Origin of the sequence: Citricoccus sp. NR2 (assembly GCF_027594385.1) — a bacterium.
Classification (GTDB): Bacteria; Actinomycetota; Actinomycetes; order Actinomycetales; family Micrococcaceae; genus CmP2.
Genome location: NZ_CP115154.1, coordinates 2,041,932 through 2,068,683 on the forward strand (window position 1 = coordinate 2,041,932; position 26,752 = coordinate 2,068,683).

Sequence of the window (26,752 nt, forward strand, 5' to 3'; positions counted from 1 at the left end):
CGCTGCCATGCCCGATCGGGCATCGTCACGTGACCGATCCGTTCTCCAGGCCGGGGTCACCCGCTCAGTACACTGACTGCATGCCCCCTTCCTCGCGCCCCCTTGCGCTGTTGCGCGTGCTGCTGAGCGTCGTTGTCGTTCTACTACTGATGACCGCCGCGCTGATGTCACTGGTGGTGGCCACCATGACCTCGCCGTCGCTCATGGACCCGGTGACCGCAGAGCTGACCGAACAGGGTGCGGTGCGAGGTGCGCTGGCCATGCTGTTGGTGCTGGCGCTGCCCTGGTATCGGGCCGCTCCGAGCGTGCTGATCATCGTGGGAACGGTGAGCATTCTGCTGCTGCACCTCGACCCGTTCCTGTTGGCCGTGGGCCTGACCGGATGGATCGCTCGCTGCACCCGTCGCTGGCACTGGGGTGTGGTGGTGGCCGGAATGGTCCTGATCGTGGCCAACGGCGTCATGCACATTGTGCGCTTGGGGCAGTGGCCGGAGGAAGACTATCGCCAGACCGGTCGAATCCTCGTCGCTTTCAGTGTGCTGGTGTGCCTGAGTCTCATTCTCGCCATCGGTTTCTGGGCCCGGCAGCGACGGTCGACCCGCCGGGCCGAGGCTGAAGCGGATACCGCGCTGCGCGCCAGCGAGCATCTCTCGGATGAGCTGACCCGACAGCGGGAACGCGAAGACTTGGCCCGAGAAGTCCACGACACCTTGGCCAGCAGACTCTCGGTCCTCTCACTCCAAGCCGGGAGCTTACAAGAAACCGCGCAACGTGAGGGGGAAAGCAAGCTGCACCAGGAATTGCAGACCACGCGCAGCTACGCCGATCAAGCACTCACCGACCTGCGGGTGCTGCTCACCTCCCTGCGCGAAGGCGGCGCACCGTCGGCCACCCCGGTCCCGGCACCTCAGGGAATTCACGATCTCGGAGACCTTCTCGACGACGCAGCCTCGGCCGGACTCGACGTCCGTTCCTTCGTCGCACTGGAGAACTTCGCCTCCGCCCCGGAACCGTTGCAACGGGCGGTGCTGCGGATCACCCAGGAAGCGCTCACCAACGCGCTGCGTCATAGCAGCGACCGATCCGCTCACCTGCGCCTCACCGGTTCACCGGAGAGGGGCATCAGTCTGATCGTGAGCAACCGCCGCGCTGACGACTCCGATTTCTCCCTGGGGTCCGGAACCGGGCTCATCGGCATCCGCGAGCGCGCCGCACTGGTCGGCGGCACCGTCGATGTGCGCGACGACGGCGACGAGTTCGTCCTGGACGTCCAGCTTCCCGCCGTGACCGAGGACAGCCCAGCCCTACCGTAGCTTCGATATACTCCCTGGTGTGCGGATTCGGGTGGTGATGGTCGACGACGAGGTGCTGGTCCTCGACTCCTTGCAACGCATCCTGGCTAAAGAATCCGACATCGAGGTCGTCGCTGCGGTATCCACCGGGTTGGACGCGGCGCAGTCGGTGCGTGACCACCGTCCCGACGTGGTGCTGATGGATCTGCTGCTCAAAGGCGAGATGGACGGGGTGGAAGCCACCCGCCGCATCCGCAATATGCTCCATCCGCCTGGCGTGCTGGCAGTGACCAGTTTCGATACCGATGTGTACATGCGAGGCGCTCTGAACGCCGGGGCCACCGGTTTTCTGCTCAAGACGGACGCCACGGATAGCTTAGCCACGGCGATCCGCATGACCCACGCCGGAGACCCGATGATCTCCCCGCAACTGACCTCGCGGCTGATCTCCACCTACATCGCTCCGAGCACCGACCCGCTGTGCGAAGCGGCGCGACAGAAGGTGACAGCACTGTCCGATCGTGAAATCCAGGTGGCGCAGATGGTGGGCGCCGGTCACACCTACGGCGAGATTTCCGAGCGGCTCTTCATCTCTGCGAGCACCGTGAAGAGTACGGTGGGCCGTGCGATGAGCAAAGTGGGCGCCGACTCGGGCGCCCAACTAGCCGTGGTGGTGGCGCAGGCGCGGCTCGATCTGCTGGGTGACGCCACGACCTGAGCACATCACATGTGCAGTCTCTTGGATAGCTCGTGGCGGACCTGTCCGCCACGTGCGAGCTGCAACAGGATGAGCGTGATCAGACTCAACACCCCGCAGATGGCGGCCGGCAGTGGCTGATACACCCAGTTGAGGGTGAGGAACAGGATGGGGACGAGCCCCATCACCGCGGTGAGCCCGCTGTAGAGAATATGGTCGCCGACGGCCATGCGCATGACCCGCACGGTGATCAGCACCGCCATCATGGCGGAGGCACACAAGATCGGCACCACATAGGTGAGCGCCCAGCCGTTCCACCCGGTCAGATAGTCCCAGTAGACGCACAGCAGGCTGGCGACGGCCACCAGGTACACCGTCCCCTTCGCCACGTTGTGCCGCTTCTGGATCGCCATGATCACCACCAGCCACATGGTGGCCACCCCGAGCCAGGTGAACCGCCACGCTCCCAGGTCGGCGCTATCCCTCTCGAAGAACAATTGCACCAGCAACGAGGCGAGGATCAGCACCAGCGACACCAGGAACAGCACCCGGAAGACGCGACGTCGCGAGAAGACCAGGGGGACCGAGGGGAATGGGCTGGGCGACGCCTGTCCGGCGAGGGCTGTCTGGCACAGCGGACACGTAGCCCAATCACCCTCGACGCGTACGTCGCATCGCGGGCAGGTCCGCCCCGCCGACTCGATACTCATGCGCCCACCTCGCGCAGCCCGTCGCGATTGCCGTCGCCGAGCTCCTCCTCGGAGGCCCGCGCGGCGGCGACCGAAACGTCGAGACCGCGCTGGGTGAGCATCTGCGCGAATTCGCGCACGTGGTCGGTCTCCATGAAGGGCGAGGTGAAGCTCACCGTCATCTGGCTGCCGTGTGACATCGCACAGAATTGCGGACGCACCGCCGAGACATGGAAGCCCATCCGCCCCACGCGGGACTCCGCTTCGGCCGGAAGAACCACCCTGCCCAGGTTGGAAATCGCCACGGTGAGACCGCGATTGTTCGCCCAGTTGATCAGGCGCAGCAGGCCGTCCTTGAGAGGTCGGGGCACCACACGCAGCAACGGCATCCGCTCGAACCGGACGAAACGGCGCAACCGGGTATCCAACGCCGACGCTGAGGCTTTCAGAGCGAATTGCTCCTCCAGGCCGCGCGCGATCGCCGCCAGATCATCGGCTCCCTCGCCGTAGTTGTGCTCGAGACGTACGGTGGCGAAGAAGTTCCGGGCCGAGGTTGAGGGGAAGAACTGGCGCAGGTTCACCGGAACCGAAACGCTCAGCGTCCGGGACCGGCCGAGGCCTCCGGAGCCCAATCGCACGGACTCGAAGAACAGGGCGATCAGCAGCATCGTCAGGGAGACCCCTTCGGCCTTGGCCTGACGCGCCAGCTCCGACCCCGAGAGGGTGAGCTCGATCAACCGCGTGCGGTGATCGGGTGTCCTGGTGCCCTGGACCCGGAACACCGAGCGGGAGTCACGACGTCGCTTCTTCGTCCGCTTTTCCTGGCCTGAGGCGACTGTCTGTGCATCCGACTCCAGCAGCAGCTCACCCGGGCTGCCCTCGGCGGGGTGTCGGAAGTACTCGGCGAAGCTGTCCGGTGCCAGTTCGTGGACGGCGGCCCGTGCAGGAGTCTCCGGCGTGTCGGGGGTATCGCGGCGGCGCAGATACGCGTTGATCAGGTCGGTCAGGAACCACAGTGCGCCGGTGCCGTCCGAGAGCGCGTGGAAGATCTCCAGATTGATTCGACGGCGATGGTGGATCACCCGGAAGAGCAATGTCCGGCGATGCGGCTGATACAGCGGAGCGCAGGTGTGGAGGTCTTCACCGGTTACCTGCGGCCGCAGATCACTGTCCTGCAGGTAGTGCCAGAACACCCCGCGACGCAGCACCGCGTGGTACAGCGGATACTGGTCGTATACCTCATCCAGGGCATCCTGGAGCAGATCCCGGTCCACCTCATGGTCCAACTCGGCGAAAATGCGGAACACCTTAGGATCCGCGTCCGAACGCGCAGCGAGGAAGATATTAGAGGCGTTGTCGAGCCGAACCCAGGCGTGACGGGTCATCGCAGTCGCGGATCCTCTCCTCGGGGCAGGGACGATGGTCTCATGGTGCCCGAGTCGGGTCCTCCAGGAAAGCATCGATCTGCTCATATGCCTCACGCAGCGAACGCGAGAATCGGGGCAGGGTGATGAAGCCGTGCAGTGCTCGTTCCACCCGGTGTACGACGATGTCGTTACCGGCCTCCGCCAGCTTGCTGGCGAACGCTTCGCCCTCGTCACGCAGCAGGTCCAAACCGGCGGTGATCATCAGGGTGCGCGGCAGATCCGAGAAGTTCTCGGCAGCCAGCGGCGACACTTCAGGATCTTGACGTTGCGTGGAGTCAGGAACATAGAGCTCCAGATAGTCCTGCACCTCCGTGTTGGTCAGGCGCAGGTCCTCGCCATGCTCGCGCACCGAGTCGAAGGGCGAGGTCTGCGGATCGTGATCCCACTGAGTTACCGGGTACAGCAGGATCTGCCGGGACGGCACGGTCTCGTCACGATCCCGCAAACGCATCGCGACCACCGCGGCAAGGTTCCCGCCGGCCGAGTCACCCATCAGAATGACGTTCTCCGGGCGCTGCGCATCCAGCAGTTCGGGTTGATCTAGAATCTTGCGCGCCACGCGGTAGCAGTCCTCGAGTCCGGCGGGGAAGGGGTGCTCGGGCGCCAGACGGTAATCCACCGACGCCACCACGCATCCCATCAGGTCGGCCATCGTGGTGCAGGCCGGGGTGTAACTGTCGATGTCACCGGTCACCCAACCGCCGCCGTGGAAGAACACGACGACGTCGTTGCGCCGGGTCTCCTTCGGGCGGAAGATCCGCACCGGTACCGGGAAGATGTTCTCGTCTTCGACGGTCTCCCAGTCACGGGCCCGGGTCGGGGGCACCGCGATGGCGGCCAGGCCCCGCTGTGCACGGCGGACCTTCTCATAGTCCTCACGCATATTGAGCCGGGGCGCGGCGAACCAACCCAGCACGGCGCGCATCAGCGGGTTCACGGACGGGCTCGCACTACACGGCTGTACGGAGGAAGAGTCATCTCCCCAGCCTATCGGCGATTCCGGGAGAGCTCGCGCCCGAAGCCGGGAGTGGGAAATTAGGAGGGCTCGTCGGAGTTGCGACAGCCGGGCTGGTAGTCGCGGTCTGGTAAGTACATCGCCCACTCCGCCTCCGAAAGGAACCGGCCGGCAGCGGCACAGGCCTGAACCGTCGGATCCCCGGTGATGTCGTCGCGCTGAGCCGGCTCCACTAGCGGTACCAGAAACGCTTCCGCGGAGGACCCCGCCACGGCGAGCCAGCGGTTGTCGGGTGAGACTCCGATCAGGTTGGCCCGCTCAGGGAGCGGAATCACCGAGAGATCCATGTCAGACGATGTCTGGCCAAAGGCGGGCGGAGCCTCGAGACCGCCGGGGCTGAGGGCGATGGCAGAGCCGTCGGCAAGGATCGCAGCTGAGGTCGCGGGTACTGGGAAGTAGCCGTCTGAGATCAGCGGTTCGATGCCCTCGCCGGTGCGTGCGTCGTAGATCCCGGCTATGGCATTGTCCTGTGGGTCCGGTCCGCTCGCAGGATCCAGTATCGGACCTCGGATACGGTCGTTGTCCGGGGGAAGCACCACGCGTTCCCTCCCGTCCCAGGCCAAAACGCTCGCACTGTCTCCTGCACCGAACTGATCGACGGCCACGGTGAATTCCCATTGATGAACTACGTCGAGGTCCGCGTCCAAGAGGGCGATCTGCCCAGATTCTGAAGCAACGAGGACGCGCTCTCCGTCTGCCGAGCCCTCCACGAACACCGGAGGTGTCGTCAACCCGATGTCCGTCAGGGGACGCTCCACAAGGACCTCCCGATCCTGAATCACCGCGATGGATCCGCCAGCGGCGACGAATCCGTTTGCGCCCCACGCTCCCACGAGCGCAGCAGGCGAACGCGGACCGGCGAAACCGAGAGGTTGCCCCTCGGCGGTGAATAGATGAACTCTGCCACCGGCAGCAGCAACGACGCTGCCATCGTGTGCCCACGCCACATTCTCCATGCCAAAGGTGCCCCCGACCTCCGCCACGAGTTGTGCGTCGTGAAGGGTCCAAATGCGCAGCATAGAGCCCGCATCGACGGTGGCCACGTGAGTCTCCGAGAAATCGAGAGACATCGGGTGGAAGGCATGGCCAATGAGTCGGGACACTGTGTCCGACGGGGTGTTCGTCATTCCCCAGTGTCCGGTGACCTGTGTGGCTTCGGCAAGCGCCCGACGTGCCTCGGCGGTCTCAGAGATACGCCATGCCTCGACCGCCAGGAGCCGGGCCAGTGCCCCGTCGTCGTTGACCACTTGCCCCGAGAGGGCTGCCAGGCGCCGGCTTTCTGAGTCATCGCGCTGCTGCAGGGCAATGGCACGCGACTCCCGAGAAGCCTCGGCACGATTGACGGACACGACGGCGCCGGCCACACCGATGAGCAACAGGACGCTGAGGGCACCGGCTGCCGCTTTCGTCAGGGTCCTGGTGCGACGCTGCCGCCTGACATCTTCGCCGGTCAGGGCGTCCTTGGTGGTGCCCAACATCGGGGCGGTGATCTCGGCGACCTGGTCGAGAAACAGTGGGTCGCGAGACGTCGGGCGAGCACCGCGATCACCACGGAACTCCAGGTGCCGAGGCTCCGCAGGGAAGGCCCGCCGCAGCATCTGCGGCGCTGCCGAGGACTCGCGGGCAATCTCGTTCGCCTCGGCGTCCCAGTGCCAGGACCCTGCGGTGACGACGACTTGGAATCGATCGACGCCCTTGACCTCGAGCCACCGGGTGAGCTGGGCAGTGACGTCCGGGTCGCGCGATGACTCCGGGGAGGCAAGGAAGAGCAACCAATCGGCTTCGGCCGGGTCTCCGTCGCGAATGACCTGTATGCCGCCTCGTCGCCGCACCCGGGGGATGGCCCGGGCGAGTTCGTCGGCAAGGAGCTCGTCGTTTCCCGGTGAGCTGCTCAGGAAAACCGTGACACTCATGATTCCTCCGTCGCTGACGTGCACGCTCGCGGCGTGTGGTCGATCCCGGTGAGTTCAGCGAATTCGTCTGGAGCGAGTGGGCCGCCATGACCTGCGCAGATGAGGTCGAGCAGCAGCTCTGGGGAGGCGGGCCAGACGCCGGCGGCGGTCTGCAACCACGTTCCGCCGAGAAGCCACCGAGGTTCCACTCCGGGTGGCGAATCCTCCATGCATCCGGCTTCGGAGTATGAGAAGGTCTCTGGGAACGTCGTCACGGTCGCCATGGTGGGGGAGAGCACGACTCCGGGAGCCTGGCATGCATCGGCGGGAGCGATCGCTCTCGTGTCGTCGGCGAATCTTAACGGACCGGCACGGGCGATGTGCATGGAGTTGCTGACTTCGTCCAGGTTTTGCGGGTCGAGTACCAGCATCTGACCGCCATCGCGCACCCAGAGCGATGTGGAATCGTCACTGAATCGAACTCCTCCGGTTCCACTCAATGTCTCAGTCGCCAGTTCCCGCAGGGAATCTTCTTCCACGGCATAGGTGGACAGGCGAGCCGTCGTCGAGTCGCGCATGGATGGTCGTGCCAGCCTCGCGGCAACGTGGCGACCATCCGGTGCCAGCGCGAACACTGACGCATCCTCGAAACATCCGATGCAGCTCGCCCCGCTTGCGGTGGGAGTCTCGCGGATCACCTCGCCGCTGACATCGGCCACCACCAGAAAGGACGAGCCTGGGCCATCGTGGCGATATGCGATCAGTTCGCTGTTCTGATCGAAGCTCGGAGGGGTGCTGAGAGCGGGAAGAACGGCCTGGTTGTTGACCTCTCCGTTGTCCAGAAGCTCGACGACGGTGCCGTCGGTTCCGATGGCTCGGCTACCGTCCGGGGTGAGGTAGTGGAACGTTCCCGGCAATCGCCACTCGTCACCAGAGTCGACATCGATCACGGTGGCACCCCGCGAGGTGTCCAAGGCGATGCGCCCGCGGCTGTGTTCCAACGGCCCCGAGGAAGACCGGATGTCGTCGATCTCGAACCCATCCGGCAACAGCTGCGGCAACTGAGTCAGTTCAGCACCTGGCCCGGTGACGGCCGTCAGTAACGGCCCCAACATCTCCGTTGAGGGGGAGAGCGTGTATGCCTCCGAAGCCAACGCCAGAGCGGCTCGGGGGTCTTCGGCACCCTGGACGAGTGCGGCGAATTCGCGAGCCAGCGCGTGCCGAGCTTCATCTTCGGCAGAGCGTTGATCCTCGGCTGCGGTCAGCCAGTTCGCGCCAGCAATGATCGCTGAGGTCGAGGCAGTGATCGCGGCCATCGTGAGTGTGGCGAGGGCCGCAGCGACGATTCTCTTGGTGCGTCGCTGTTGCTGGGCGGCGGATTTCGCCACGGCGTCAACAGACTGACCGCGAATGTGTGACACGATCTGGGTGATCGCGGCACGAAATCTCGGGTTGTCGATCGTCAGTTGAGTCTCGGTCCTAGCCCAAGTCAGATCGATGATCAGCGGTTCGTCATGGAGCAACCCGACGAGCGCAGGGTGCAGGGCAGTGGAATCCTCGGCGAACGCCCGGCGCTCGGCGTCCCAGTCAAGGGTCCCTTCGGTCAGCACGATGAGGATTCGTTGCGAGCCCTTGGTGGCAACACAGTGCTGAATCTCCTTGCCGACCCACTGCGATTGTGCGGCCAACGGCGAGGCCAGCAGGATGAACCATTGGGAATCGTCGAGTGCGCGGGTGATCGCGCCCCACAGATTCGGGTCGACAGCGAGACCGGTTTCGTCGCGGAATACGTCCATGGCGCGTCGTTCGCGCCACGAACGACCGAGTTGCTGCATTCCGGTCTGAATCGCTGGTGCTAAGGCACCATCAGCGGTGTGCGAGTACGAGATGAAGGCTTCATAGCCGCGTTCAGGCATGATCCACCGTCTCCGATTGAGTGAGTCGAGTGATTTGAAGATCGGCCGCGTTCATCATGGACGGCAGCCGGCGAATTTGGTCGCGGGATTGCTCTGCGTGCTGGGTCTCAACGTCATTCCACGCTGGTTCGGGCGCTCCAGGATGTCGAGCGCGGAACCAGCGGAGATGTTCTTCACATGCGAGTGCTTCGACGACTGACTCGTCGAAGCGGGAAACGTTCGGCAACAGCGGCGTGGAGTGCACAATGTCGAAGCCGTGTCGACGCAGCATCTGACGGGCGGCACGCGCTGCGTCATAGTTCTGGTCCCGCAGGTCGGCCGGAAGTTCGCCCCAGGAGCGATAGGCCGGTTTCTTCTCACGTTCATGGGGCTCCAGCGTCCGGTTGAGCTGCCGAAGGTAGCCATCATGCAAGGCACGAGCCAGGGTTTCGAGCCTGCCGTGGGCGATCCGTTCATCATGAGCCAATTCCCGTGCGACGTCGAAGACAGCAACCCGTTGATGGCTCTCGAGCAAGCGGAGGACGGACGGCTGCTCGGCGACGGCGACCAGAAGAGTGTGGCGCTCCTGAGCCACGATGGTCGCCACGGTGAGATAGTGCAACGCCGTAGGGATCACCGGTTCTGCAACCACAATCAATCCCGGAGCTCTGGCGAGCGACCTGAGCGCCGTGGCAGTGTGCTCGCTGGTGTTGCCGCTCACGACATGGAGGCGCAGGTTCGTCTCGTCGCCGTCCTCGGTGAGATCTTCTAGTTGGGTTAGCGGCAATGACGGCTCAGCGTCGAGGATCCAATGCACTTCGACCCTGTGTTTGCTCACGGTGCCGCGGTTGTGACGCAGCACTGTGGATACAACTGACCTGGATACTTCGCTGGAGCCCAGGACCACGACAGGGTCCGGACGTTCCTGTTCGCGCAGGAGGTTTGCCCACCGGTCGATGATGACGGGACCCGCACGCTCAGCCAAGCAGAAGAATTCCCACTGAAACGGAACGCCCTGATCGTGCATCAAGGCATTCATGTGGCGGGCCGTCGTGGCATCCTGCACCTCGAGGAAGCAACAGAAATCTGGAGGCAACACATCCGCGGACCGGTCAGAGAGGCGTGCGATGCTCTCCACCACGGACGACAACGAGGCCGGATCTTCGGCGAAGACGATCACCTTGGAAGCTCGGATGGTTCGCGCTGCTTTGAGCTTAGAAGGCTCAGACCCGTTTCCGATGATGACGGGAATTCCGTGTCGACGCGCTGTGCGCACATGCTCGTTGGCGGCGTCGTCATCGATGACCACAACTCGTCGTCCCTCGCTGTGCGCCGCTCGAGTGGCGCTCCACCCTCTGCTCGTGAGGCCGACGATGACGATGTGGCGACGCGCGCGCAACGCGCCCAGCGACCATGAGCGTTCGCGTACCAGAGTCAGAATTGTCCCTAGGGCGGCAAGAGCGAGGAGCGGTGGTGCTGACCAGCGGGCGATTTCCAGTGGCCAAGGAATCTCGCCCTCGAGGGTTCCGTTCTCGAGAAGAAACAACGAGGCAGCGGTATAGAGCAGGGTCCCCCACGTGAAATCAAGATCGTGGAGGTCGGCATACCAGGCTAATCCGACGAGGCCGAGCAGATAGACGCCCGCCAAGAGAACGAGCATGAGCGCACCACTGAGACGGTCACTGAGATTCCAGAACAATTGCCTCATGACGGATCCTCCGGCCATGCCCAATTTCTGACATCATAATCTGCAGGAGGCCCAGAATGACAGGCATGCACCCGGAACACCTGGAGGTTTTGGCGCGGAAAGCCCACCGTGCTTATGTGGAATCTCAGCCCGAGCGGGCGCTGATGTGGGACGACCTCGATGCACGAGAGCGTGAAGCCAACCTGGATTCGGCGCACTTCGCACCGATCATTCTCGCAGCACTCGGATTCGAGATCGTGGAGGGCGATCTTCCCAGCAGACGGCTCCACCTGACCGAGGAAGAACTCGAGGTCGGCGCCCGGCTGGAGCATCTACGCTGGTGTCGGTTCGCGAGGACCTCGGGACGAAATGAGCATCCGGACCTCGTGGTGTGGGAGGAACTCGACGACCGAACACAGGAGCTAGATCGAATGCGGATCCGCCCCCTCCCGGATTGGCTTCACCAGCTCGGATACTCCCTGCGGGAGAGGTGAACGACATGCCCGCCGGGAACGAGTTGTCCGAAAATCCTAGACAACTTCACAAAACCTGGTGATATCCTGTGAAGGGTATTCATCCATGCTGATGGTGGCTCGTGAGTAGCCCCTCGGGCAGACGGGAGGAGTATCCGTCGTGGCCAGTGTCGTTTCTGGAATGTCCGCCGCCGCTCAATCGCAACGAAAACGAGGCTTCCTGATCTGGGGAGTCGTCATCCTCCTCATTTGGCTTGCCTGCTCGTTGGGGTTCGCCGCGATGATCTCTTCGGTGGGCTCTGATGTTGCCGCTCAGAGTGGAACAGCGCCGATTGGATTCGCCTCGGCGTTTATCTCCGGCCAATTCTTCGGCGGGATCTTCTTCATCGTCGGTGCGGTTTTCTTCTTGATAGGACTGACAGCGGAAATCCGTGCTCGGTCCTTCAACCGTCGTGACATCGCTGAAGCCAATGAACTGCACCATAAGTTGGTGGCCTTCGCTCAGACACCGCGCTCGCAGTTTTATTCCACACCGGGTGACACCGTCATCCGGAACGCGAAGATCATTGAGATTGAGCGGCACTTCGACCAGCAGACCGTCGGCGCCATCACTGGCGTCCTCGAGACCAGTATGCGCATGTTCGCGACATCATTCGGCATCTCTAGCAACCACGGACGGGCACTGGATTATGACCGTTTTCGCTCGACGGGGGTCAACTCCAGCGTTACCTCAGGAAGCATGTCGGGAACGACCATAGCCAACCTATCGCTCAGCCAAAGCACCAGGGCGAACCTGATGGGTGACGCATTGTTCGCCGTGTTCGAGATCAATGGCAATGACACCTTCAGGGTGGTCTCGATGTCCGGGCCAGGTGTCCGAGACTGGGTCGCGGAAATGATTATGGCCGTATCCAACTCCTATGGGGGCCAATCGACGCACGCCGGGGGAGTGATAGCAGCGTGGGTTCCGACGTTATCGGCGCGCTTTGCGCCAGAGGACGTCTCCTATGCGACGGACCGGCTGAAGGCACTGGTGGCGCGTCCTTATGGAGAACGCGAGGCAGTCACCTTCGCTGGCACCACTATTGGACGCAACGCGATGATCGCGACCCACTTGAGTATCGGTGAATCAGGGCGCTTGGAGTTACTCCCAGCGGATTTCCCGAGCGCCTTCGGCGCCGCGCTCGGCGACCGCGGTGCGTCGTCGACCCTTGGCTCGGGAACTGAGAAACCTTCCGTCGAGAGTGGGCGATGATGCGTGGTCGGTCAGCAACCCCCACCGTTGCGTTGATGGGGGCTGCCTTGCTGCTGAGTGGGTGCGTGACCGGGTCAACATCACCTGAACCAACGGCCTCCGAGTCGCCTGATTCAGTCGCCTCAACGATCCAGAGCCCCTCGCCGAGCGAGTCGATAGCATCGACGCCGGAGCCGGCAACCGCGGCAGAAATTGAGGCGTGGATTGCCGATGAAGAGTGGTCCTTCTCCGCGCACGGAGAGATGGAACCGGAGGTGGTGAGCTTCGAGTCCGGAGCAGCCACTGACGAGTACCATCGGACTTATGAGATCGGCGTCGGGATCGAGGGTGACGCTAACTCCGACGGTATTCCAGACCTCGTCGTACCAGTGACGCAGGTGGACGGGAACGGACTGCAAGAACTTTGGTATGTCTGGCTAGGTACAGATGACGAGAGTGGGGTCCTCGCGGAACAGTTGATGTATCCCATCGCCCGAAGCACCAACTGCGGTGACACCGTCCACTCGGTGTCCGCGATTGATGGCGGGTTCCGTGTCGACGAGACCCTGTGGCTCCCAACCACAGATGGCGGTCGAGACTGCGCCAGCGGTGGCACCGGGGTTCAGGTACGAGACATTCGGGTCGATCTCATCGGCGAAAGTCATTTCCCTATCCAGATGGAACCAGTTGAGGCTTGGGGCGGGGTCTGTCCTCGTTCCGAATGGCTCGATGGAATCCTGGACGACACTGTCGAAGCATTCGCTGCTCCTGTTGCTGACGCGCCGTTGGTGGTGCAGACGGGTGAGACCGTCGGCATCTACGACGTGGGTGACATGCCGTTGTTCGCCGATGTCGAGATGACCTTCTTCGGCTTCCAACCGGAACTCGTAGAATCCGGGACCGGAAGCGAAGCCGCTGTCACCATGCATTGTGCGTTCGCGTCATGATGTGATTCTCTCCCAAGCGCGTCCCCTTCGCTGGCCCATGCCGTAATCGACCCGACTGTTTGTGGTCCGTTTGAAGTCAATTTGGCCTATGAACGGAGTTGCATGACTAACAGTGACGAAGTTCTTTGAGGGATGGCGCGTCGCTCGTACGGTTTGAACTCGGATGACGTCTAAAGAAGCTCGGATGACGTCGAACTACCACGAGATCAACGACGTCGCCTCCGCGCTGCCAAGCGACGCGCACCTGAAGGAACATGATGACGAAAATTCTGCGCACGCTCACGGCACTGACCTCCTTGATGGTGCTCGGTAGCGCCCTGGCGGGATGCGGCGGTATCCGTACCAGTGACGTCGAGGAAGCCGACGCGAATTCAACTGCTGTCGGAGCCGTCGGGACCTTGGAAGAAGACAGTTCTGAGGTTCCTTCGCTCGAGGGATTCACCGTCGGACTGGCAGCTAAGGATGTGGTGCGGGACTTCGGCCGCAATGTGTACGAAAGCGTCCAGAACCAGGTCAAGGAACTCGGCGGCGAAGTCGTCGCAACTCAGGCCGATGCCCAAGACGATAAGCACGTCTCCAATGTCGAGAACCTGATCAGTCAAGGAGTCGACGCCATCGTGATTGTCCTCGGCGACACCGTGACGCTCGGTCCGGCACTGAAGAAGGCCGACGACGCCGGCATTCCGATCTTCACCATTGACCATGCGAGCCCCTACTCGGCTAACAACATCGGCTCGGACAACTGGAACATCGGATCCACCTTGGCGCGGAACCTGGCGGAAGACATTCGTGGTGAAGGCAATGTCTTGGTCTTCAACGGCTTCTACGATGTCGTGCCATGCCAAATCCGGTATGACCAGTTCCGACAGGTCCTCAAGAACTATCCCGAGATCGAAGTGATCGAGCCGGAGCTTCAGGATACCTACGAAGGAACGATCGAAGATGCGCGGCAGAAGACGAACGATGCGCTGACCCGCCTGGGAGAAGACGGTGTCGACGCTGTTTGGACGTGCTGGGACTTACCAGGGATCGGTGCGGCACAAGCTATCGACGCGAAGAACCTCGAAATTCCGGTGTATGGCGTGGACGCTGAACCCGGTGCGCTGGATCTGATAGAGGATCCCGAATCGAACTTCCAATTCACCGTCGCTCAGCAACCCACGCTCTTCGGCGAAGCTTCGGTGAACAACGTCGCTCGATATCTGAACGGACAAGAAGACCTGGTTCCGCTGAGCTCCTACCTGGACCCGGTGTTCGTGACGAAGGACAACGTGATCGAGGTTCGTGAGGACTTAGGTATATGACCATCGAAACGGAACGAAACTCACACCCGCCGCGAGTCAGCATGAGCGGGATTCGGAAACGTTTCGGCGCCGCAGAGGTACTCAAAGGCGTGGACCTCGTCGTGTATCCGGGGGAGATCGTTGCACTCCTCGGAGAGAACGGGGCAGGAAAATCGACGCTCATCAAGATCTTGACTGGATTCCACGACGCAACGGCGGGGACTATTGCCGTCGACGGGAACGCGGTCGAGATAACGTCCCCAGCGGATGCTGACGCACTTGGCATTCGGGTGATCCATCAAGATCGTCATTTGGCTGGTCGGCTAACGGTCGCCGAGCAGTTCTTCCTGGGTGCTGCGGATTCGCCCGCTTTCGCTGGCGCTCGTCGACGCGTGGAAGCCGAGAACCGCATCAGCGAACTCGTCGGTTTGCGAATAAACGGCGACACTCTGATCGACGACCTTACGGTCGCGGAACAACAGCTCCTGCAGATCGCTATCGCTATTCGCGAGACTCCGCGGCTCTTGGTGCTAGACGAACCGACGGCCCCCTTGGCGGCAGCACAGGTGCGCCAGCTCTTCTCGACGGTTCGAGCACTTCAAGATCAGGGAATTCCGATCATCTACATCTCCCATTATCTTGACGAAGTGCGCGAAATCGCCGACCGTGCCGAAGTGCTCCGCAATGGTGAGCATGTTGGGAGCGTTTCCCTGGCCAGCCGAACGTCGGATCAGGTGAACGAAATCGTGTCTCTGATGGTGGGAGAGTCGGTGGCGGAATTCGGACACCAGCGCACGTCGAAGGCCGATCCACTGGAAACTCCCTTGCTAGACATCTCGGGTCTCCACGTCCCCGGTCGAATAACTGAACTGGAGCTGGCGGTTCGTCCGGGCGAAATTGTCGCGGTGACGGGTCTCGTTGGTTCCGGGGTAGAAGAACTCGCCGATGCGATCACGGGATTGCAACGCGTTCGAAGCAGGGACGTGAGGATTCGAGGGCGGCGTATCAGGAATCCACGAGAGTTTGTTGCTCGAGGCGGTGCCCACGTTCCAGCTGACCGCCGACGAGACGGCGTGATCGGTAGCCATTCGATCAATGAGAATCTTTCGCTCGCTTCGCTGGGGCGACTGTCGCCAGCCGGACTCCTGAAGCGACGCGCAGAGAAGGCTCTGGGACAGAAGATCATAGATCGGCTGAAGATTCGTCCAACCGACGGCACGACTCCGGTCGCGGCCCTGTCTGGCGGAAATCAGCAGAAGGTGTCCGTGGGGAAGTGGCTCGAAACCCAAGCACAGGTCTTCATCCTTGACCAACCGACCGCTGGAGTCGATATCGGATCTCGGGCGCACATCTATAACGAGATCAACTCACTGGTTGATAGCGGAGTTGGGGTGCTTCTGATCAGTATCGACCTCGAAGAAATCGTCGGTATAGCCGACCGCGCCATCATTTTGTTCCGCGGACGTCCCGTTGTGGAGCTGGCACAAAACGAACTTACCGTCGAGAATCTCCTGGCGTGGTCCACGGGAGCCTCGACTACAGCCGAACTCTTCGTCAGCGAAACGACAGCAGGAGTACCCTCATGACGGTCACTTCGAGCCAATTGCAGGTAGAGGGACAATCCCTGGACTTGTCCCCGGACCCGAGCTACCCCGAAGCCCGACCGCCACGACGAGGCGCCCCGGCGTGGGTGGGTCTCATTGGGTACGGAATAGTCCTAGCCGAGATAGTTCTCTTCGCCAGCCTGGCTCCAACTTTTCTCAGCACAGGGAATCTCCTCAACATCCTGACGCAGGCTTCCGTGTATGCCGTTGCTGCCTTCGGAGTAACGATCGTCGTCATTGTTGGCGGGGACGATGTCGCGCGTGGCGGTATCGATCTTTCGAGCGGAGCTGTCCTCGGGTTCGTCGGCGCACTGACCGCTTTCCTGCTGCGCGATGGATTCGGAATTGTTCCCGCACTATTCCTCGGTTTAGTAGCTGCTGCGATCATTGGACTGATCAACGGGTACAGTGTCGTGGCTGGAGTCAGACCTCTTTTGGTCACGTTGGCAACTATGACAGCCACCCTGAGCGCAACGATCGCGTTGACGGGGAACGTCAAGATAGATGTAACGCACTCCGTCATCTTCTGGCTTCGAGACGGCATCGGTGGGATTTCTGGAAGCGTCATCGTCTTAGTGGCAGTATTCGCTATCCTCCTGATCGTTAGCCGTGGTCGATGGGGCGCCCAAGCCTATGCAGTCGGGCAGAATCCGACCGCGGCGCGAATCGCAGGGCTGAATACACATCGATATGTTCTCGTCTCATATGTGCTTTCCGCCGTTTTGGCAGGAATAGCTGGCGTTCTCATGACGTCACGGTTAACGGCCGCGCTACCAGCCATCGGTGAACAGGCTCTGATCAGTATTCTGTTGGCAACCTTCATGTCGATTGCCTTCTCCCGTCGACTGGTGGTGACTCTCAGCGGCACGCTGTTCGCCACCATCTTTGTCGCGGTCCTGGATAGTGGCTTTATTGCGTTGGGTGTCCCGAGCCAATGGGTGGGCGTCACCAAGGGAATCTTGATCTTGGTCGTGCTGGCCGTGGCCGCCGTGCGAGAACGAAAGGTGGCACGATGAGCCAGAACGTGAAGACTCGTCCCGAGGAAATCTCGCACGGGGTCAATGCGACACCACCAGAGAAGTCAGATAGGACGGTCGGAAGCAAACCTGCGGCCGCTACATCGTTCCAAGGGCTGGCAGCGTCACTTCCGCGGCTATTGGCCCCGACACTACTCCTGGTTCTCGTTGTCACTTTCGGTGTGATGTCTCCGAACTTTCTCACAGCGAGCAACCTCCTTGGAGTAGTCAATCAATACGCTTTGCTGTTGCTCGCAGCGATTGCAATGACGGTGATCGTCCGCTCAGGCGGAATCGACTTGTCTATCGGAGTTGCCATCGATCTCGCAGCACTGACCACAGCATTCCTGCTGTATGACGGGTTCGTCGCCTGGTTTTCCATCCTCTTCGGGGTGATGACTGGAATCGTGGTTGGTGCCATCAACGCTGTTCTCGTCGTTGGTCTCAAAGTTCGACCATTCATGGCCACCTTGAGCATTTGGTTCATCGGAGCTGGCGTGCAGTTAGTCGCTACCGGAGGCGGATCTCCGATTTATCTTTCCGCTTCACGGACCCCCGAGGACTTTCAGTTCCTCGCAAGAGGAAGTGTGCTTGGTATCGGGATTCCAATACTGACAGCGTTGCTGGTATTGGTCGCGGTGTGGATTCTCTTGGAACGTAGCCGGTGGGGCCGAATCGTCACCATCGCGGGTGAACAGCCAAGAACGGTGAGAATAGCAGGACGTCGATCCTCAGCGGCACTTGCGGGGGCGTGGTTGGTTGCTGGGGCAATCGCTTCAGTGGCGGGCATCCTGCTTGCCGCACGCAGCCAGGGGTTCGTCGTCAACGGCGGTCAGGCATATCTCCTCGACGCGATCGGCGCCGTCTTCATCGGTGCGACGTTGAGCCGAACAGGTCGACCAACGCTGGCAGGGACAGCGATTGGCGTGTTGATCTTCGGAATCCTGGCTAACGGGATGAACCTGATTGGGCTCTCATTCCACTGGCAGGGCTTGGCCCGAGGCGCTGTGCTGCTTTTGATTCTGCTCCTGGCCGCACGACTGAGCAAAGGTCATATCCTTCAGCGCAAGACGTAGCCACCGGCCATAATGGGAACATGACCGAGCCGGAGATCGTGGTGCGTGGTGCTGTCGTCGATGCACAGACCCGATGCGTGCACTATCGCACCGCACTCGATGTGGTGGCGCTGCGTTTCGGTTGCTGCGGTGATTACTGGCCCTGCCATCTGTGCCATGCTGAAGGCGCGGGACACCCCGAACAGCCGTGGCCGCGCTCGCGGTTCCACGAATCGGCCGTGCTGTGCGGCGTCTGCCAAAGCACCATGACGGTCGCCGAGTATCAGTCCACCTCACGTTGCCCGCACTGCGACGCTGCTTTCAACCCGGGATGCTCCGCACACGCTCACCTGTACTTCGAAGACGGCGGGTGCGCACCGGCATAATCCCACCTCAACAGGGCCTGTGGGATTTCTCATAGTGCCGTGTGCTGTGGGTCGCGAGACGCTTTTCGCGGAGTATAGTCACGCGGGTGAAAACTCAGGACACCGATCTATCGACCTCTCCGGTTGAGGTCAAAGAACTGCCCACTGCGCGCACGTTCTTCGGACAGCCGGGACCGCTCTCCACCCTGTTCAGCGTTGAACTCTGGGAGCGCTTCTCCTTCTACGGCATGCAGGGGATCCTGCTGCTGTACATGTACTTCGAAGCCGAGCGCGGGGGACTGGGCATCGACCCGGCCATCGCGACGGGCGTGGTCGGCGCGTACGGCGGTATGGTCTACGTCTTCTGCATCATTGGCGGTTGGGTTGCGGACCGGCTCATCGGCTCCGAGCGGGCCATGCTGTGGAGTGCGGTCATGATCATGGCCGGACACATCGGGCTAGCCCTGATTCCGGGGATCCCCGGCCTCATCGTGGGCCTACTGCTGGTGGGCATCGGCTCCGGAGGGTTGAAAGCGAACGTCTCCAACCTGGTGGGGCACCTGTACTCGCGCGAGGATCCGCGCCGTGACGCCGGTTTCTCCCTGTTCTACATGGGCGTGAACATCGGCGCTCTCTTCGGTCCCTTCATCACCGGTTTCGCCCGACAGGAATGGGGCTTCCACCTCGCCTTCGGTCTTGCCGCGCTGGGCATGGCACTGGGACTGGGCCAATACATCTGGCGCCGTCGTGAGCTGCCTGCCGACGTGCACACCGTCCCGAACCCACTGCCTCGTTCTTCCTACCCGCGCTGGATCGTCGGCACCGTGGTGGCTCTCCTCCTGGTGGGCGTCCTGCTGGTGACCGGAGTGGTGAACGCCGGGAACCTTTCGACCGTGGCGGTGCTGATCTCCGCGGTAGCCGCCGTCGGAATCTTTGCGTTCCTGCTCACCACCAAAAAGATCGGCGCCGACGAGCGTTCCCGGGTGCTGGCCTTCATCCCGCTGTTCATCGGATCCTCGGCGTTCTTCGCCCTGTTCCAGCAGCAGTTCACCGTGATCACCATCTACTCCGATACCCGACTCGACCGCGACTTCTCCTGGGGAGACTTCTCGTGGGAGATGCCGATCGAATGGGTGCAGTCGATCAACCCGGTGTTCATTATCGTGTTCGCGCCACTGTTCGCCCTGTTGTGGACTCGGCTCGGCACGCGGAATCCCACCACCCCGAATAAGTTCGGTTGGGGCATCATCCTGATGGGTTCCGCGTTCCTGCTTTTCCTACCGATGGTTACGACCGTCTCAGTACCGGTGCTGTGGATCGCCGTGATCCTGCTGGTGGCCACCATGGGTGAGCTCATGGTGTCGCCGGTGGGACTCTCCCTGTCCACCAAGCTGGCACCGGCACAGTACCCGGTGCTGATGGTGGCCCTCTACAACCTCTCGGTGGCCCTGGGCACTTCCTTGGCGGGCTCGCTGGCGCGGTTCTACTCCGCCGAGAATGAGGGCACCTACTTCGGTGTGCTCGGCGCGGTGACGATCGGCATCGGCGTGCTCATGCTGCTGCTGGCGCGGCCCGTGCACCGGGGGATGCGCGGAGTGAACTAGTCGTCATTCACCGCGAACGAGGGACCCACCATTGATTGGTGGGTCCCTCGACTGTCTCTATGTCCGTGAAAAATCGACCTACGAGATCCGGCCGAGCGCGGTACCTGCTGCATAGTGATCGCCTGCGGAGGCAGTGAGGCTCAGTGCGCCGTCGGACTCGGCGACGACGTTGGTCTCCATCTTCATCGCCTCCATCACGGCCACGACCTCGCCGCGGGACACGGTGGCGCCGTCGTCGACCTTCCAGCTCACCAGGGTGCCGGTGATGGGTGCGGTGACTGACCCCTCGTCCACCGTGCCGCCAGAGTCCTTCTCGACTGAAGACGATGACCCTCCTGCTGAAGCGAGTCCGGATAGCAGCATGCCGGGGATGCCCACCTGGACGCGGCGACCGTCGATCTCCAACCAGGTACGGGTCAGCGAGGTTGCTGCTGCGGGCTCGGGTGCCTGGGCCGGTTCGAAGTCGACGTCGAGGTCGTTCTCAATCCACCGGGTGTGCACCGCGAAGGCGTCTTCGCCAGTGAAATCAGGCTGCTGGAGCACCTCGCGGTGGAACGGCAGCACGGTGGAGACCCCGTCGATCTGGAACTCGTCCAGGGCGCGCCGGGCGCGGGCTAATGCTCGTTGCCGATCCGGGCCCCACACAATGAGCTTGGCCAGCATCGAATCGAAATGTCCGGGTAGCACCTGACCGACGGTATAGCCGGAATCCACACGGATGCCGCCTCCGGACGGGGCATCGAAGACGCTGATCTCGCCGGGTGTGGGCAAGTAGCCCCGCCCCGGGTCTTCGGCGTTGATGCGGAATTCAAAGGCGTGGCCGTGCGCACGCTCGCCGGCGGTTCGCACCTCATGGGTGAGCGGCTCGCCTTCGGCGATGCGGAACTGCTCCAGCACCAGGTCCAGTCCGGTAGTTTCCTCTGTGACCGGGTGCTCGACCTGGAGACGGGTGTTGACCTCGAGGAACGATAGCGTGCCGTCGGTGCTCAGCAGGAACTCGACGGTGGCCGCGCCCTGATAGCCGGCTTCGGCGCAGATACGCTCGGCCGAGCTGTGTAGCTCCGCGCGCTGCTTGTCGGTGAGGAAGGGGGCGGGCGCCTCCTCGACGAGCTTTTGGTTGCGGCGTTGCAGCGAGCAGTCGCGGGTGCCGACGGCGACGACATTGCCGTGAGCGTCGCCGAGGATCTGCACCTCCACGTGGCGCGGATTCTGCAGGTACTGCTCGACGAAGCACTCGCCTCGTCCGAAAGCTTCGGTGGCTTCGCGCACCGCAGAGTCGTAGAGCTCAGCGACCTCGTCGAGGTCCCACGCGATGCGGATGCCGCGACCGCCGCCGCCATGGGCGGCCTTAATCGCGATGGGCAACCCGTGCTCACGGGCGAAGTCCACGGCCTCGTTGGCATCGGAGACCGGGTCCGGGGTGCCCTGCACCAGCGGGGCATCGACGGACTGGGCGATCTTGCGGGCCGCGACCTTGTCGCCGAGCTTCTCGATCACCTCGGGTGCGGGACCGATCCAGGTCAGCCCCGCGTCGATGACGGCGCGGGCGAAGTCTGCGCTTTCGGAGAGGAACCCGTAGCCAGGATGCACGGCGTCGGCGTTGCTCTCTTTGGCCGCGGCCAGGATCTTGGTGACGTCGAGGTAGCTCTCACGGGGGCGGGCTCCCTGTAGCGCGTAGGCCTCGTCGGCCAGGCGCACGTGCAGCGCGTCGGCGTCATCGTCGGCGTAGACAGCGATCGCTGTGCGGCCGGAATCTCGGCAGGCGCGGATGATGCGGACGGCGATCTCGCCTCGGTTGGCGATCAGAACGCGTTTCATGACGTCTCCTGGGGTGTGTTGGTGGAGTCGAGGACGAAGTTCAGGCGGGTGCCGGGTGGCGCTTGGGCCACCAGTGGCAGCGCGGACGGGGCGACGACGGCGATGATCGGGTAGCCTCCGGTCACCGGGTGGTCGTTCAGGAACAGGACAGGCTGGCCCTCGGGCGGGATCTGGAGCGAGCCGGTGACGGCCCCCTCGCTGGGTAGTTCGCCGCTGCGGGCACGTTCCAGCGGTTGGTCGCCGTGGAGTCGCAGCCCGACGCGGTTCGACCGATCCGTAACGGTCCAAGGCTGGGAGGTGAGCCGGTCCAAGGAATCCTCATCGAACCAGTCTTGGCGCGGTCCGAGCAGGATGGGTACCGTAACCTCACCGGTGGTGAAGCGGTCCTCGGGCCACGGCCGGGGTTCACCGACGGCAGGGGCCGGGCTGGCTGGTGGTCGGACGGTGAGCACATCGCCGGCCTGCAGGGGCGCGGGCCCGACCTCCGAGAGCGTGTCGGTGGAGCGGCTGCCCAGTACCGGGTCCACCTCGATCTCACCGCGCACGGCGAGGTAGCTGCGCAGCCCATCGATGGGGGCGCCGAGGCGGAGCCGGTCGCCTGCTGAGAGCGCGATGGGCCGCTGGTCGGTGATAGACCAAATGGCTCCGCTGGCGCGGGTCACGGTGGCGTCGGTGCGTGCTCCGGCCACGGCTACGTCGACGGAGCCGAGACATTCCACTTCCAGTCCACCAAGCAGCAGCTCCAGTCCCGTGGCGTTGGCCGGGTTGCCGACGAGTCGGTTTGCGCAGCGCAGGGCTGATGCGTCCGCTGCACCGGCCGCGGGTACCCCGAGCGGGGCGTGACCCCCGCGGCCGAGATCCTGGAGCAAAGTCTGCGCCGCAGGGCGGATGATGCGCAGCCCAGTGGCCGGAACGGGAGCGTCCTCGGTGGCTGTGGGCTCCGCACCGGTTGCGGTGACAGCAGCGTCGTCGTCATTGGCACGGACGAAGCGCACTCGGTCACCGGGATTCACCAGGGCAACAGGATCGCGTTGTTCGTCCCACATCACGACATCGGTGGTACCGATCAGCTGCCAGCCACCCGGGCTGGATCGGGGATAGACGCCGCTGAAGGTGCCAGCCAGTCCCACCGATCCGGCGGGAATCCGCGTACGGGGGCTACTGCGACGTGGCACATCTAGCAGGGGATCGCCGCCGGTGAGGTAGCAGAATCCGGGTGCGAAACCGGCGAAGGCCATGGTGTATTCGCTCTCGGTGTGCCGGCGAATGACGTCGTCTTCGGTCATCCCAAGATGTGCGGCGACTTCGGCGAGGTCTTCGCCGTCGTAACGCACGGGGATCTCGATGACGCGCGGTTCACTGACGGTGACTTCGCCGGAGTTCACGGCATCGATGGCGGAAACGACCGTATCCCGGTCGGTGGTGCGGTCGAAGGTTACCAGCACGGTTCGGGCGGCTGGTACTAACTCGGTGACACCGGAGATCTGGGCCCGGCGCAAGGCATCGGTCAAAGCCAGCACGGCGGACAGATCATCGACTTCCACCAGAACAGCTTGGGCACCGGCCGTGAGATAGCGCTTCGTTGAGGCGGTCATGGAGGCTTCCTCAGGCTCGGGCGAAAGCAGCGATCTCGACGCCGGCACCGCGCAGCTCTTGGTACACGCGATCCGCCATGGTCACCGCGCCGGGGCTGTCTCCGTGGACGCAGATCGAATCCGCGCTGATTTTCACGTCGGTGCCGTCGATGCTCTCAACTGTGCCGTCCTCGACCAGTTGAACCATGCGCCGAGCTACCTTGACCGGATCCTCGAGGACCGCACCGGCCTGGCGCCGCGAGACCAGGGTGCCCTCGGGAGTGTACGCGCGGTCGGCGAACGCTTCAGCGGCCGTGGCAAGACCGGCCTTGTTGGCCTCAATCAGTCCCTGGCTGCCGGGCAGGCCCAGCAGGACGAGATTCGTGTCGACCTCGGCCATCGCGGTGGCGACATCGCGAGCCTGGCGGGTGTCGTGGACGATGGTGTTGTAGAGGGCGCCGTGCGGTTTCACGTAGCGCACCGTGGTGCCGGCCGCCCGCGCCATCGCCTGCAGAGCGCCGATTTGGTAGATGATCTCGGGAATGAGGTCTTCGCTGGCCACATCCATGGCGCGGCGGCCGAAACCCGCGAGGTCGCGATAACCCACATGCGCGCCCACGGCTACGCCTCGCTCAGCGGCGAGCCGGACGGTGGCTCGCATCGCCCGAGGATCACCGGCATGGAAGCCACAGGCGATGTTCGCGCTGGATACCAGCCGCAACATGCCCTCGTCGTCGCCCATGGGCCAAGGGCCGAACGCCTCGCCGACGTCGCTGTTCAAATCGATGGTTGCCACAGGGTGCTCCTTCGTCGTCTCGACCGCCGTGTCAGGATAACCGGGGCCGAAGTGCCGTGCTCGTGTGTGTTGAAATGTCGTCCTCGGGCGTGTCAGTAACCGAGGAACTGGAAGATCGGGACCACGGACCGCGCACCCATGTACCAGGTCAGCGCCGTCACGATGGTGCCCACCACCAGCAGCCAGACCGGGTGCCTGTGTCCGCCCAGCAGATCCCGGCGGAACCAGCCGATGTACATGAAGATCGTCAATCCGACGGGCAAGACCAATCCGTTGAAACCACCGGCGAAGACCAACAGAGCGGCTGGTGTGGTGCCCACGATCAGGTAGATCACCAGGGACACGGCAACAAAGCCGACCGTGGTGTAGCTGCGGGCGCGGTCCGTCATGTTCTTGAAGAACACGGTAAAGAACGAGACGGACGTATAAGCAGCGCCGATCACGCTGGAGATGCCGGCCGCCCAGAAGACCAAACCAAAGGCGCGCAGGCCCCACTCGCCGGCTGCGAACTGGAAGGCTTGTGCCGCGGGGTTGGCCTGGGCGCTGGAGGTATCGATGACGACGCCGCTGGCCACCACGCCTAGCACGGCAAGGAAGAGAATGTAGCGCATGATGCCCGTGACCAGGATGCCATTGACCGCGGCACGGGACACTTCCTTGATGTTCTCCGGACCGGCGGTGCCCGAGTCCAGCAAACGGTGCGCTCCGGCATAGGTGATGTAGCCGCCCACGGTGCCACCGACGATGGTGGTGATGGCGGCGAAGTCAATGAAGTCGGGCAGCACGGTCTGGCGCAGGGCATCACCGACCGGCGGCTGCGAAACGATGGCGACGTAGATGGTCAAAGCGATCATGACCAGTCCGAGCACGATCATCGCTCGGTCGATAGCGATCCCCGCCTTCTTCGAGATGAAGATGCCGATGGCGATCAGCGCTGAGATGAGTCCGCCGATGCGCGGATCCAGGCCGAGCATCGCGTTGATGCCCAGCCCGGCACCAGCGATATTGCCGATATTGAATACGAAACCGCCGATGATCACCAGCACGGCGAGGAGATATCCGGAGTAGGGGATTGCCGCATTCGCTAGATCGCTGGCGCGCTTGCCTGAGACGGTGATCATGCGCCAGACGTTGAGCTGAATGGCGAAGTCGATGAGGATCGACGCCAAGATGCCGAACGCGAAGGCCGCGCCCATCGTGGCCGTGAAGGTGGCTGTCTGGGTGATGAAACCGGGGCCGATGGCGCTGGTGGCCATCATGAAGATCGCCCCGATCAGTGATGCTTTGCGACTGCGTGCGAAGCGCTGGGCTTCCACCGCGACCTTCCCGGAAGAAGCCGGGCTGTGGTCAGCGGTACGGGTCTCGTCGTTGCCAGGTGAATGATCGCTCATGGAGTCTCCCGGATGACGTCGTGCCAGATGTTGAGGAACGACTGGTCGTGTGGTGGCGATCACCATTACACCACAGGTTGTTCAACAATGCGAGGAGCATTGTTCACCGCCTTTGGTGCAGTCTTCGACACGTACGGGCCGTGGGGAGATGGTTGGAGCCTGGCGAGCACGTATCCTGCAAGAGTGAATGCTGAGAAGAAGTCCCCCTTGGATCTGGTCGAGCGAACGGCTGAATCCCTGCGCGATCGCCTCGTGACGGGCGTGTTTGTACCGGGTGAGCAGCTTTCGGAGAGTGCACTTGCAGAGCAACTGGACGTCTCTCGCAACACTCTGCGCGAATCGTTCCGAGTGCTGATGCATGAGGGGCTGCTCGTCCGGAAGCCGAATCGCGGGGTGTTCGTCAGTGAACCCTCTGTGGCCGGAATTCTCGATGTCTACCGCGTACGCAGATTGATCGAGCTACCCGTAGTCGCCTCGGCAACACCGAAGCACCCAGCCCTGATCAAGGCACGCAGCATTGTCGATGATGCGGTGGAAGCGGCCGAGCGCGAAGATTGGACGTCGGTGGGAACGGCGAACATGGAATGGCACATGGCGCTGGTGTCACTCTCGGACAGTCCACGGTTGATTCGATCGTTCCGCTCTCTCACGGCGGAGCTTCGTCTCGCCTTCATCAATTTGAACGCACCGGAATATCTACATTCGGCGTTTGTGCAACGCAATGTGGAGATCATGGGCCTGCTCGACGCCGGACGCATGGGTGAAGCGGCTGAGGCGCTCAAGGACTATCTGACGCAGAGTGAGCGGCTAGTCCTCGCGGCGTTCAACGGCTTCCACGTCTGATCACGCGCCGTGCCGTCAAGATCGAGGATGGCACGATCGATAAGGAACGTGACTTCGTTCTGCGCGAGGCAAGGTGCTCGATTCGCAGACTGCGTCATCCAATAGCAACACGTCCCGTGATTGGAAACATCAGCAACGATGTTTCCGAAACGGTG

General features: G+C 62.8%; 23 protein-coding genes. 12 read left to right on the forward strand and 11 right to left on the reverse strand.

Annotated features, from left to right (window positions below; genetic code table 11):
• The first annotated feature begins 80 nt into the window (after positions 1-80).
• Together O1A05_RS09630 and O1A05_RS09635 are read left to right on the forward strand one after the other, a co-directional pair.
• Positions 81-1,313 carry a sensor histidine kinase gene (locus O1A05_RS09630; protein ID WP_270105003.1) on the forward strand — a complete coding sequence of 411 codons (1,233 nt, stop codon included), beginning with the start codon at positions 81-83 and terminating at the stop codon, positions 1,311-1,313.
• A gap of 19 nt (positions 1,314-1,332) precedes the next feature.
• On the forward strand, positions 1,333-2,010 hold the full coding sequence (locus O1A05_RS09635; protein WP_270105005.1) for a response regulator transcription factor: 678 nt from the start codon (positions 1,333-1,335) through the stop codon (positions 2,008-2,010).
• Between the two features lie 5 nt (positions 2,011-2,015).
• Here the strand turns inward: O1A05_RS09635 and O1A05_RS09640 are convergent, their stop codons facing one another.
• From O1A05_RS09640 to O1A05_RS09665, 6 genes are all read right to left on the reverse strand, one after another.
• Positions 2,016-2,699: a DUF6320 domain-containing protein gene (locus O1A05_RS09640; RefSeq protein WP_270105006.1), complete on the reverse strand. Its 684-nt coding sequence runs from the start codon at positions 2,697-2,699 to the stop codon at positions 2,016-2,018.
• Entirely contained in the window at positions 2,696-4,063 is a 1,368-nt protein-coding gene (locus O1A05_RS09645; protein ID WP_270105007.1) for an alcohol acetyltransferase, read from the reverse strand. The genes O1A05_RS09640 and O1A05_RS09645 overlap by 4 nt, the downstream gene beginning before the upstream one ends.
• 40 nt (positions 4,064-4,103) lie before the next feature.
• Positions 4,104-5,042, reverse strand: coding sequence for an alpha/beta hydrolase (locus tag O1A05_RS09650; protein WP_270105008.1), 939 nt, complete (start codon positions 5,040-5,042; stop codon positions 4,104-4,106).
• 98 nt (positions 5,043-5,140) lie between these two features.
• Entirely contained in the window at positions 5,141-7,033 is a 1,893-nt protein-coding gene (locus O1A05_RS09655; protein WP_270105009.1) for a hypothetical protein, read from the reverse strand.
• Positions 7,030-8,928 carry a toll/interleukin-1 receptor domain-containing protein gene (locus tag O1A05_RS09660; protein ID WP_270105010.1) on the reverse strand — a complete coding sequence of 633 codons (1,899 nt, stop codon included), beginning with the start codon at positions 8,926-8,928 and terminating at the stop codon, positions 7,030-7,032. Before O1A05_RS09660 ends, O1A05_RS09655 begins: the two co-directional genes overlap by 4 nt.
• Complete coding sequence (locus O1A05_RS09665; protein ID WP_270105011.1) at positions 8,921-10,615, reverse strand: NAD-binding protein; 1,695 nt, start codon at positions 10,613-10,615, stop codon at positions 8,921-8,923. The genes O1A05_RS09660 and O1A05_RS09665 overlap by 8 nt, the downstream gene beginning before the upstream one ends.
• Positions 10,616-10,671: 56 nt before the next feature.
• Here O1A05_RS09665 and O1A05_RS09670 point away from each other — a divergent pair, with 56 nt between their 5' ends.
• Together O1A05_RS09670 and O1A05_RS09675 are read left to right on the forward strand one after the other, a co-directional pair.
• Positions 10,672-11,088, forward strand: a complete 417-nt coding sequence (locus O1A05_RS09670; RefSeq protein ID WP_270105012.1) for a hypothetical protein — start codon at positions 10,672-10,674, stop codon at positions 11,086-11,088.
• A gap of 139 nt (positions 11,089-11,227) precedes the next feature.
• Positions 11,228-12,322 carry a hypothetical protein gene (locus O1A05_RS09675; RefSeq protein WP_270105013.1) on the forward strand — a complete coding sequence of 365 codons (1,095 nt, stop codon included), beginning with the start codon at positions 11,228-11,230 and terminating at the stop codon, positions 12,320-12,322.
• Between the two features lie 416 nt (positions 12,323-12,738).
• Here the strand turns inward: O1A05_RS09675 and O1A05_RS09680 are convergent, their stop codons facing one another.
• Positions 12,739-12,966, reverse strand: coding sequence for a hypothetical protein (locus O1A05_RS09680; RefSeq protein WP_270105014.1), 228 nt, complete (start codon positions 12,964-12,966; stop codon positions 12,739-12,741).
• Positions 12,967-12,978: 12 nt separating this feature from the next.
• On the opposite strand from O1A05_RS09680, the gene O1A05_RS09685 reads away from it, so the two are divergent.
• The 7 genes from O1A05_RS09685 to O1A05_RS09715 all read left to right on the forward strand — a co-directional run bounded on the left by O1A05_RS09685 (position 12,979) and on the right by O1A05_RS09715 (position 20,175).
• The gene (locus O1A05_RS09685; protein WP_270105015.1) at positions 12,979-13,248 is read left to right on the forward strand and encodes a hypothetical protein; all 270 of its coding nucleotides are present in this window, start codon (positions 12,979-12,981) and stop codon (positions 13,246-13,248) included.
• A 254-nt stretch (positions 13,249-13,502) separates the two neighbouring features.
• Positions 13,503-14,552, forward strand: a complete 1,050-nt coding sequence (locus O1A05_RS09690) for a substrate-binding domain-containing protein (RefSeq protein ID WP_270105016.1) — start codon at positions 13,503-13,505, stop codon at positions 14,550-14,552.
• A gap of 41 nt (positions 14,553-14,593) precedes the next feature.
• Positions 14,594-16,117 (forward strand): sugar ABC transporter ATP-binding protein, encoded by a 1,524-nt coding sequence (locus tag O1A05_RS09695; protein WP_270107546.1) that lies wholly within the window; start codon positions 14,594-14,596, stop codon positions 16,115-16,117.
• 215 nt (positions 16,118-16,332) lie between these two features.
• Positions 16,333-17,151 (forward strand): ABC transporter permease, encoded by an 819-nt coding sequence (locus O1A05_RS09700; protein WP_270105017.1) that lies wholly within the window; start codon positions 16,333-16,335, stop codon positions 17,149-17,151.
• Positions 17,148-18,227, forward strand: coding sequence for an ABC transporter permease (locus O1A05_RS09705; protein ID WP_270105018.1), 1,080 nt, complete (start codon positions 17,148-17,150; stop codon positions 18,225-18,227). The genes O1A05_RS09700 and O1A05_RS09705 overlap by 4 nt, the downstream gene beginning before the upstream one ends.
• A 20-nt stretch (positions 18,228-18,247) precedes the next feature.
• Positions 18,248-18,592: a CHY zinc finger protein gene (locus O1A05_RS09710; protein ID WP_270105019.1), complete on the forward strand. Its 345-nt coding sequence runs from the start codon at positions 18,248-18,250 to the stop codon at positions 18,590-18,592.
• Between the two features lie 86 nt (positions 18,593-18,678).
• The gene (locus O1A05_RS09715) at positions 18,679-20,175 is read left to right on the forward strand and encodes a peptide MFS transporter (RefSeq protein ID WP_270105020.1); all 1,497 of its coding nucleotides are present in this window, start codon (positions 18,679-18,681) and stop codon (positions 20,173-20,175) included.
• Positions 20,176-20,253: 78 nt separating this feature from the next.
• Here O1A05_RS09715 and O1A05_RS09720 read toward each other — a convergent pair whose 3' ends face one another.
• The 4 genes from O1A05_RS09720 to O1A05_RS09735 form a co-directional block, all read right to left on the reverse strand.
• A complete protein-coding gene (locus O1A05_RS09720; RefSeq protein WP_270105021.1) occupies positions 20,254-21,993 on the reverse strand; it encodes an acetyl/propionyl/methylcrotonyl-CoA carboxylase subunit alpha in 1,740 nt (579 codons plus the stop codon).
• A complete protein-coding gene (pxpB, locus tag O1A05_RS09725) occupies positions 21,990-23,588 on the reverse strand; it encodes a 5-oxoprolinase subunit PxpB (protein WP_270105022.1) in 1,599 nt (532 codons plus the stop codon). The genes O1A05_RS09720 and pxpB overlap by 4 nt, the downstream gene beginning before the upstream one ends.
• A 10-nt stretch (positions 23,589-23,598) precedes the next feature.
• Complete coding sequence (locus tag O1A05_RS09730; protein WP_270105023.1) at positions 23,599-24,363, reverse strand: LamB/YcsF family protein; 765 nt, start codon at positions 24,361-24,363, stop codon at positions 23,599-23,601.
• A 92-nt stretch (positions 24,364-24,455) separates the two neighbouring features.
• Positions 24,456-25,754, reverse strand: coding sequence for an NRAMP family divalent metal transporter (locus O1A05_RS09735; protein WP_270105024.1), 1,299 nt, complete (start codon positions 25,752-25,754; stop codon positions 24,456-24,458).
• A gap of 183 nt (positions 25,755-25,937) precedes the next feature.
• On the opposite strand from O1A05_RS09735, the gene O1A05_RS09740 reads away from it, so the two are divergent.
• Positions 25,938-26,597, forward strand: coding sequence for a GntR family transcriptional regulator (locus O1A05_RS09740; RefSeq protein WP_270105025.1), 660 nt, complete (start codon positions 25,938-25,940; stop codon positions 26,595-26,597).
• The last annotated feature ends 155 nt before the right edge of the window (positions 26,598-26,752 follow it).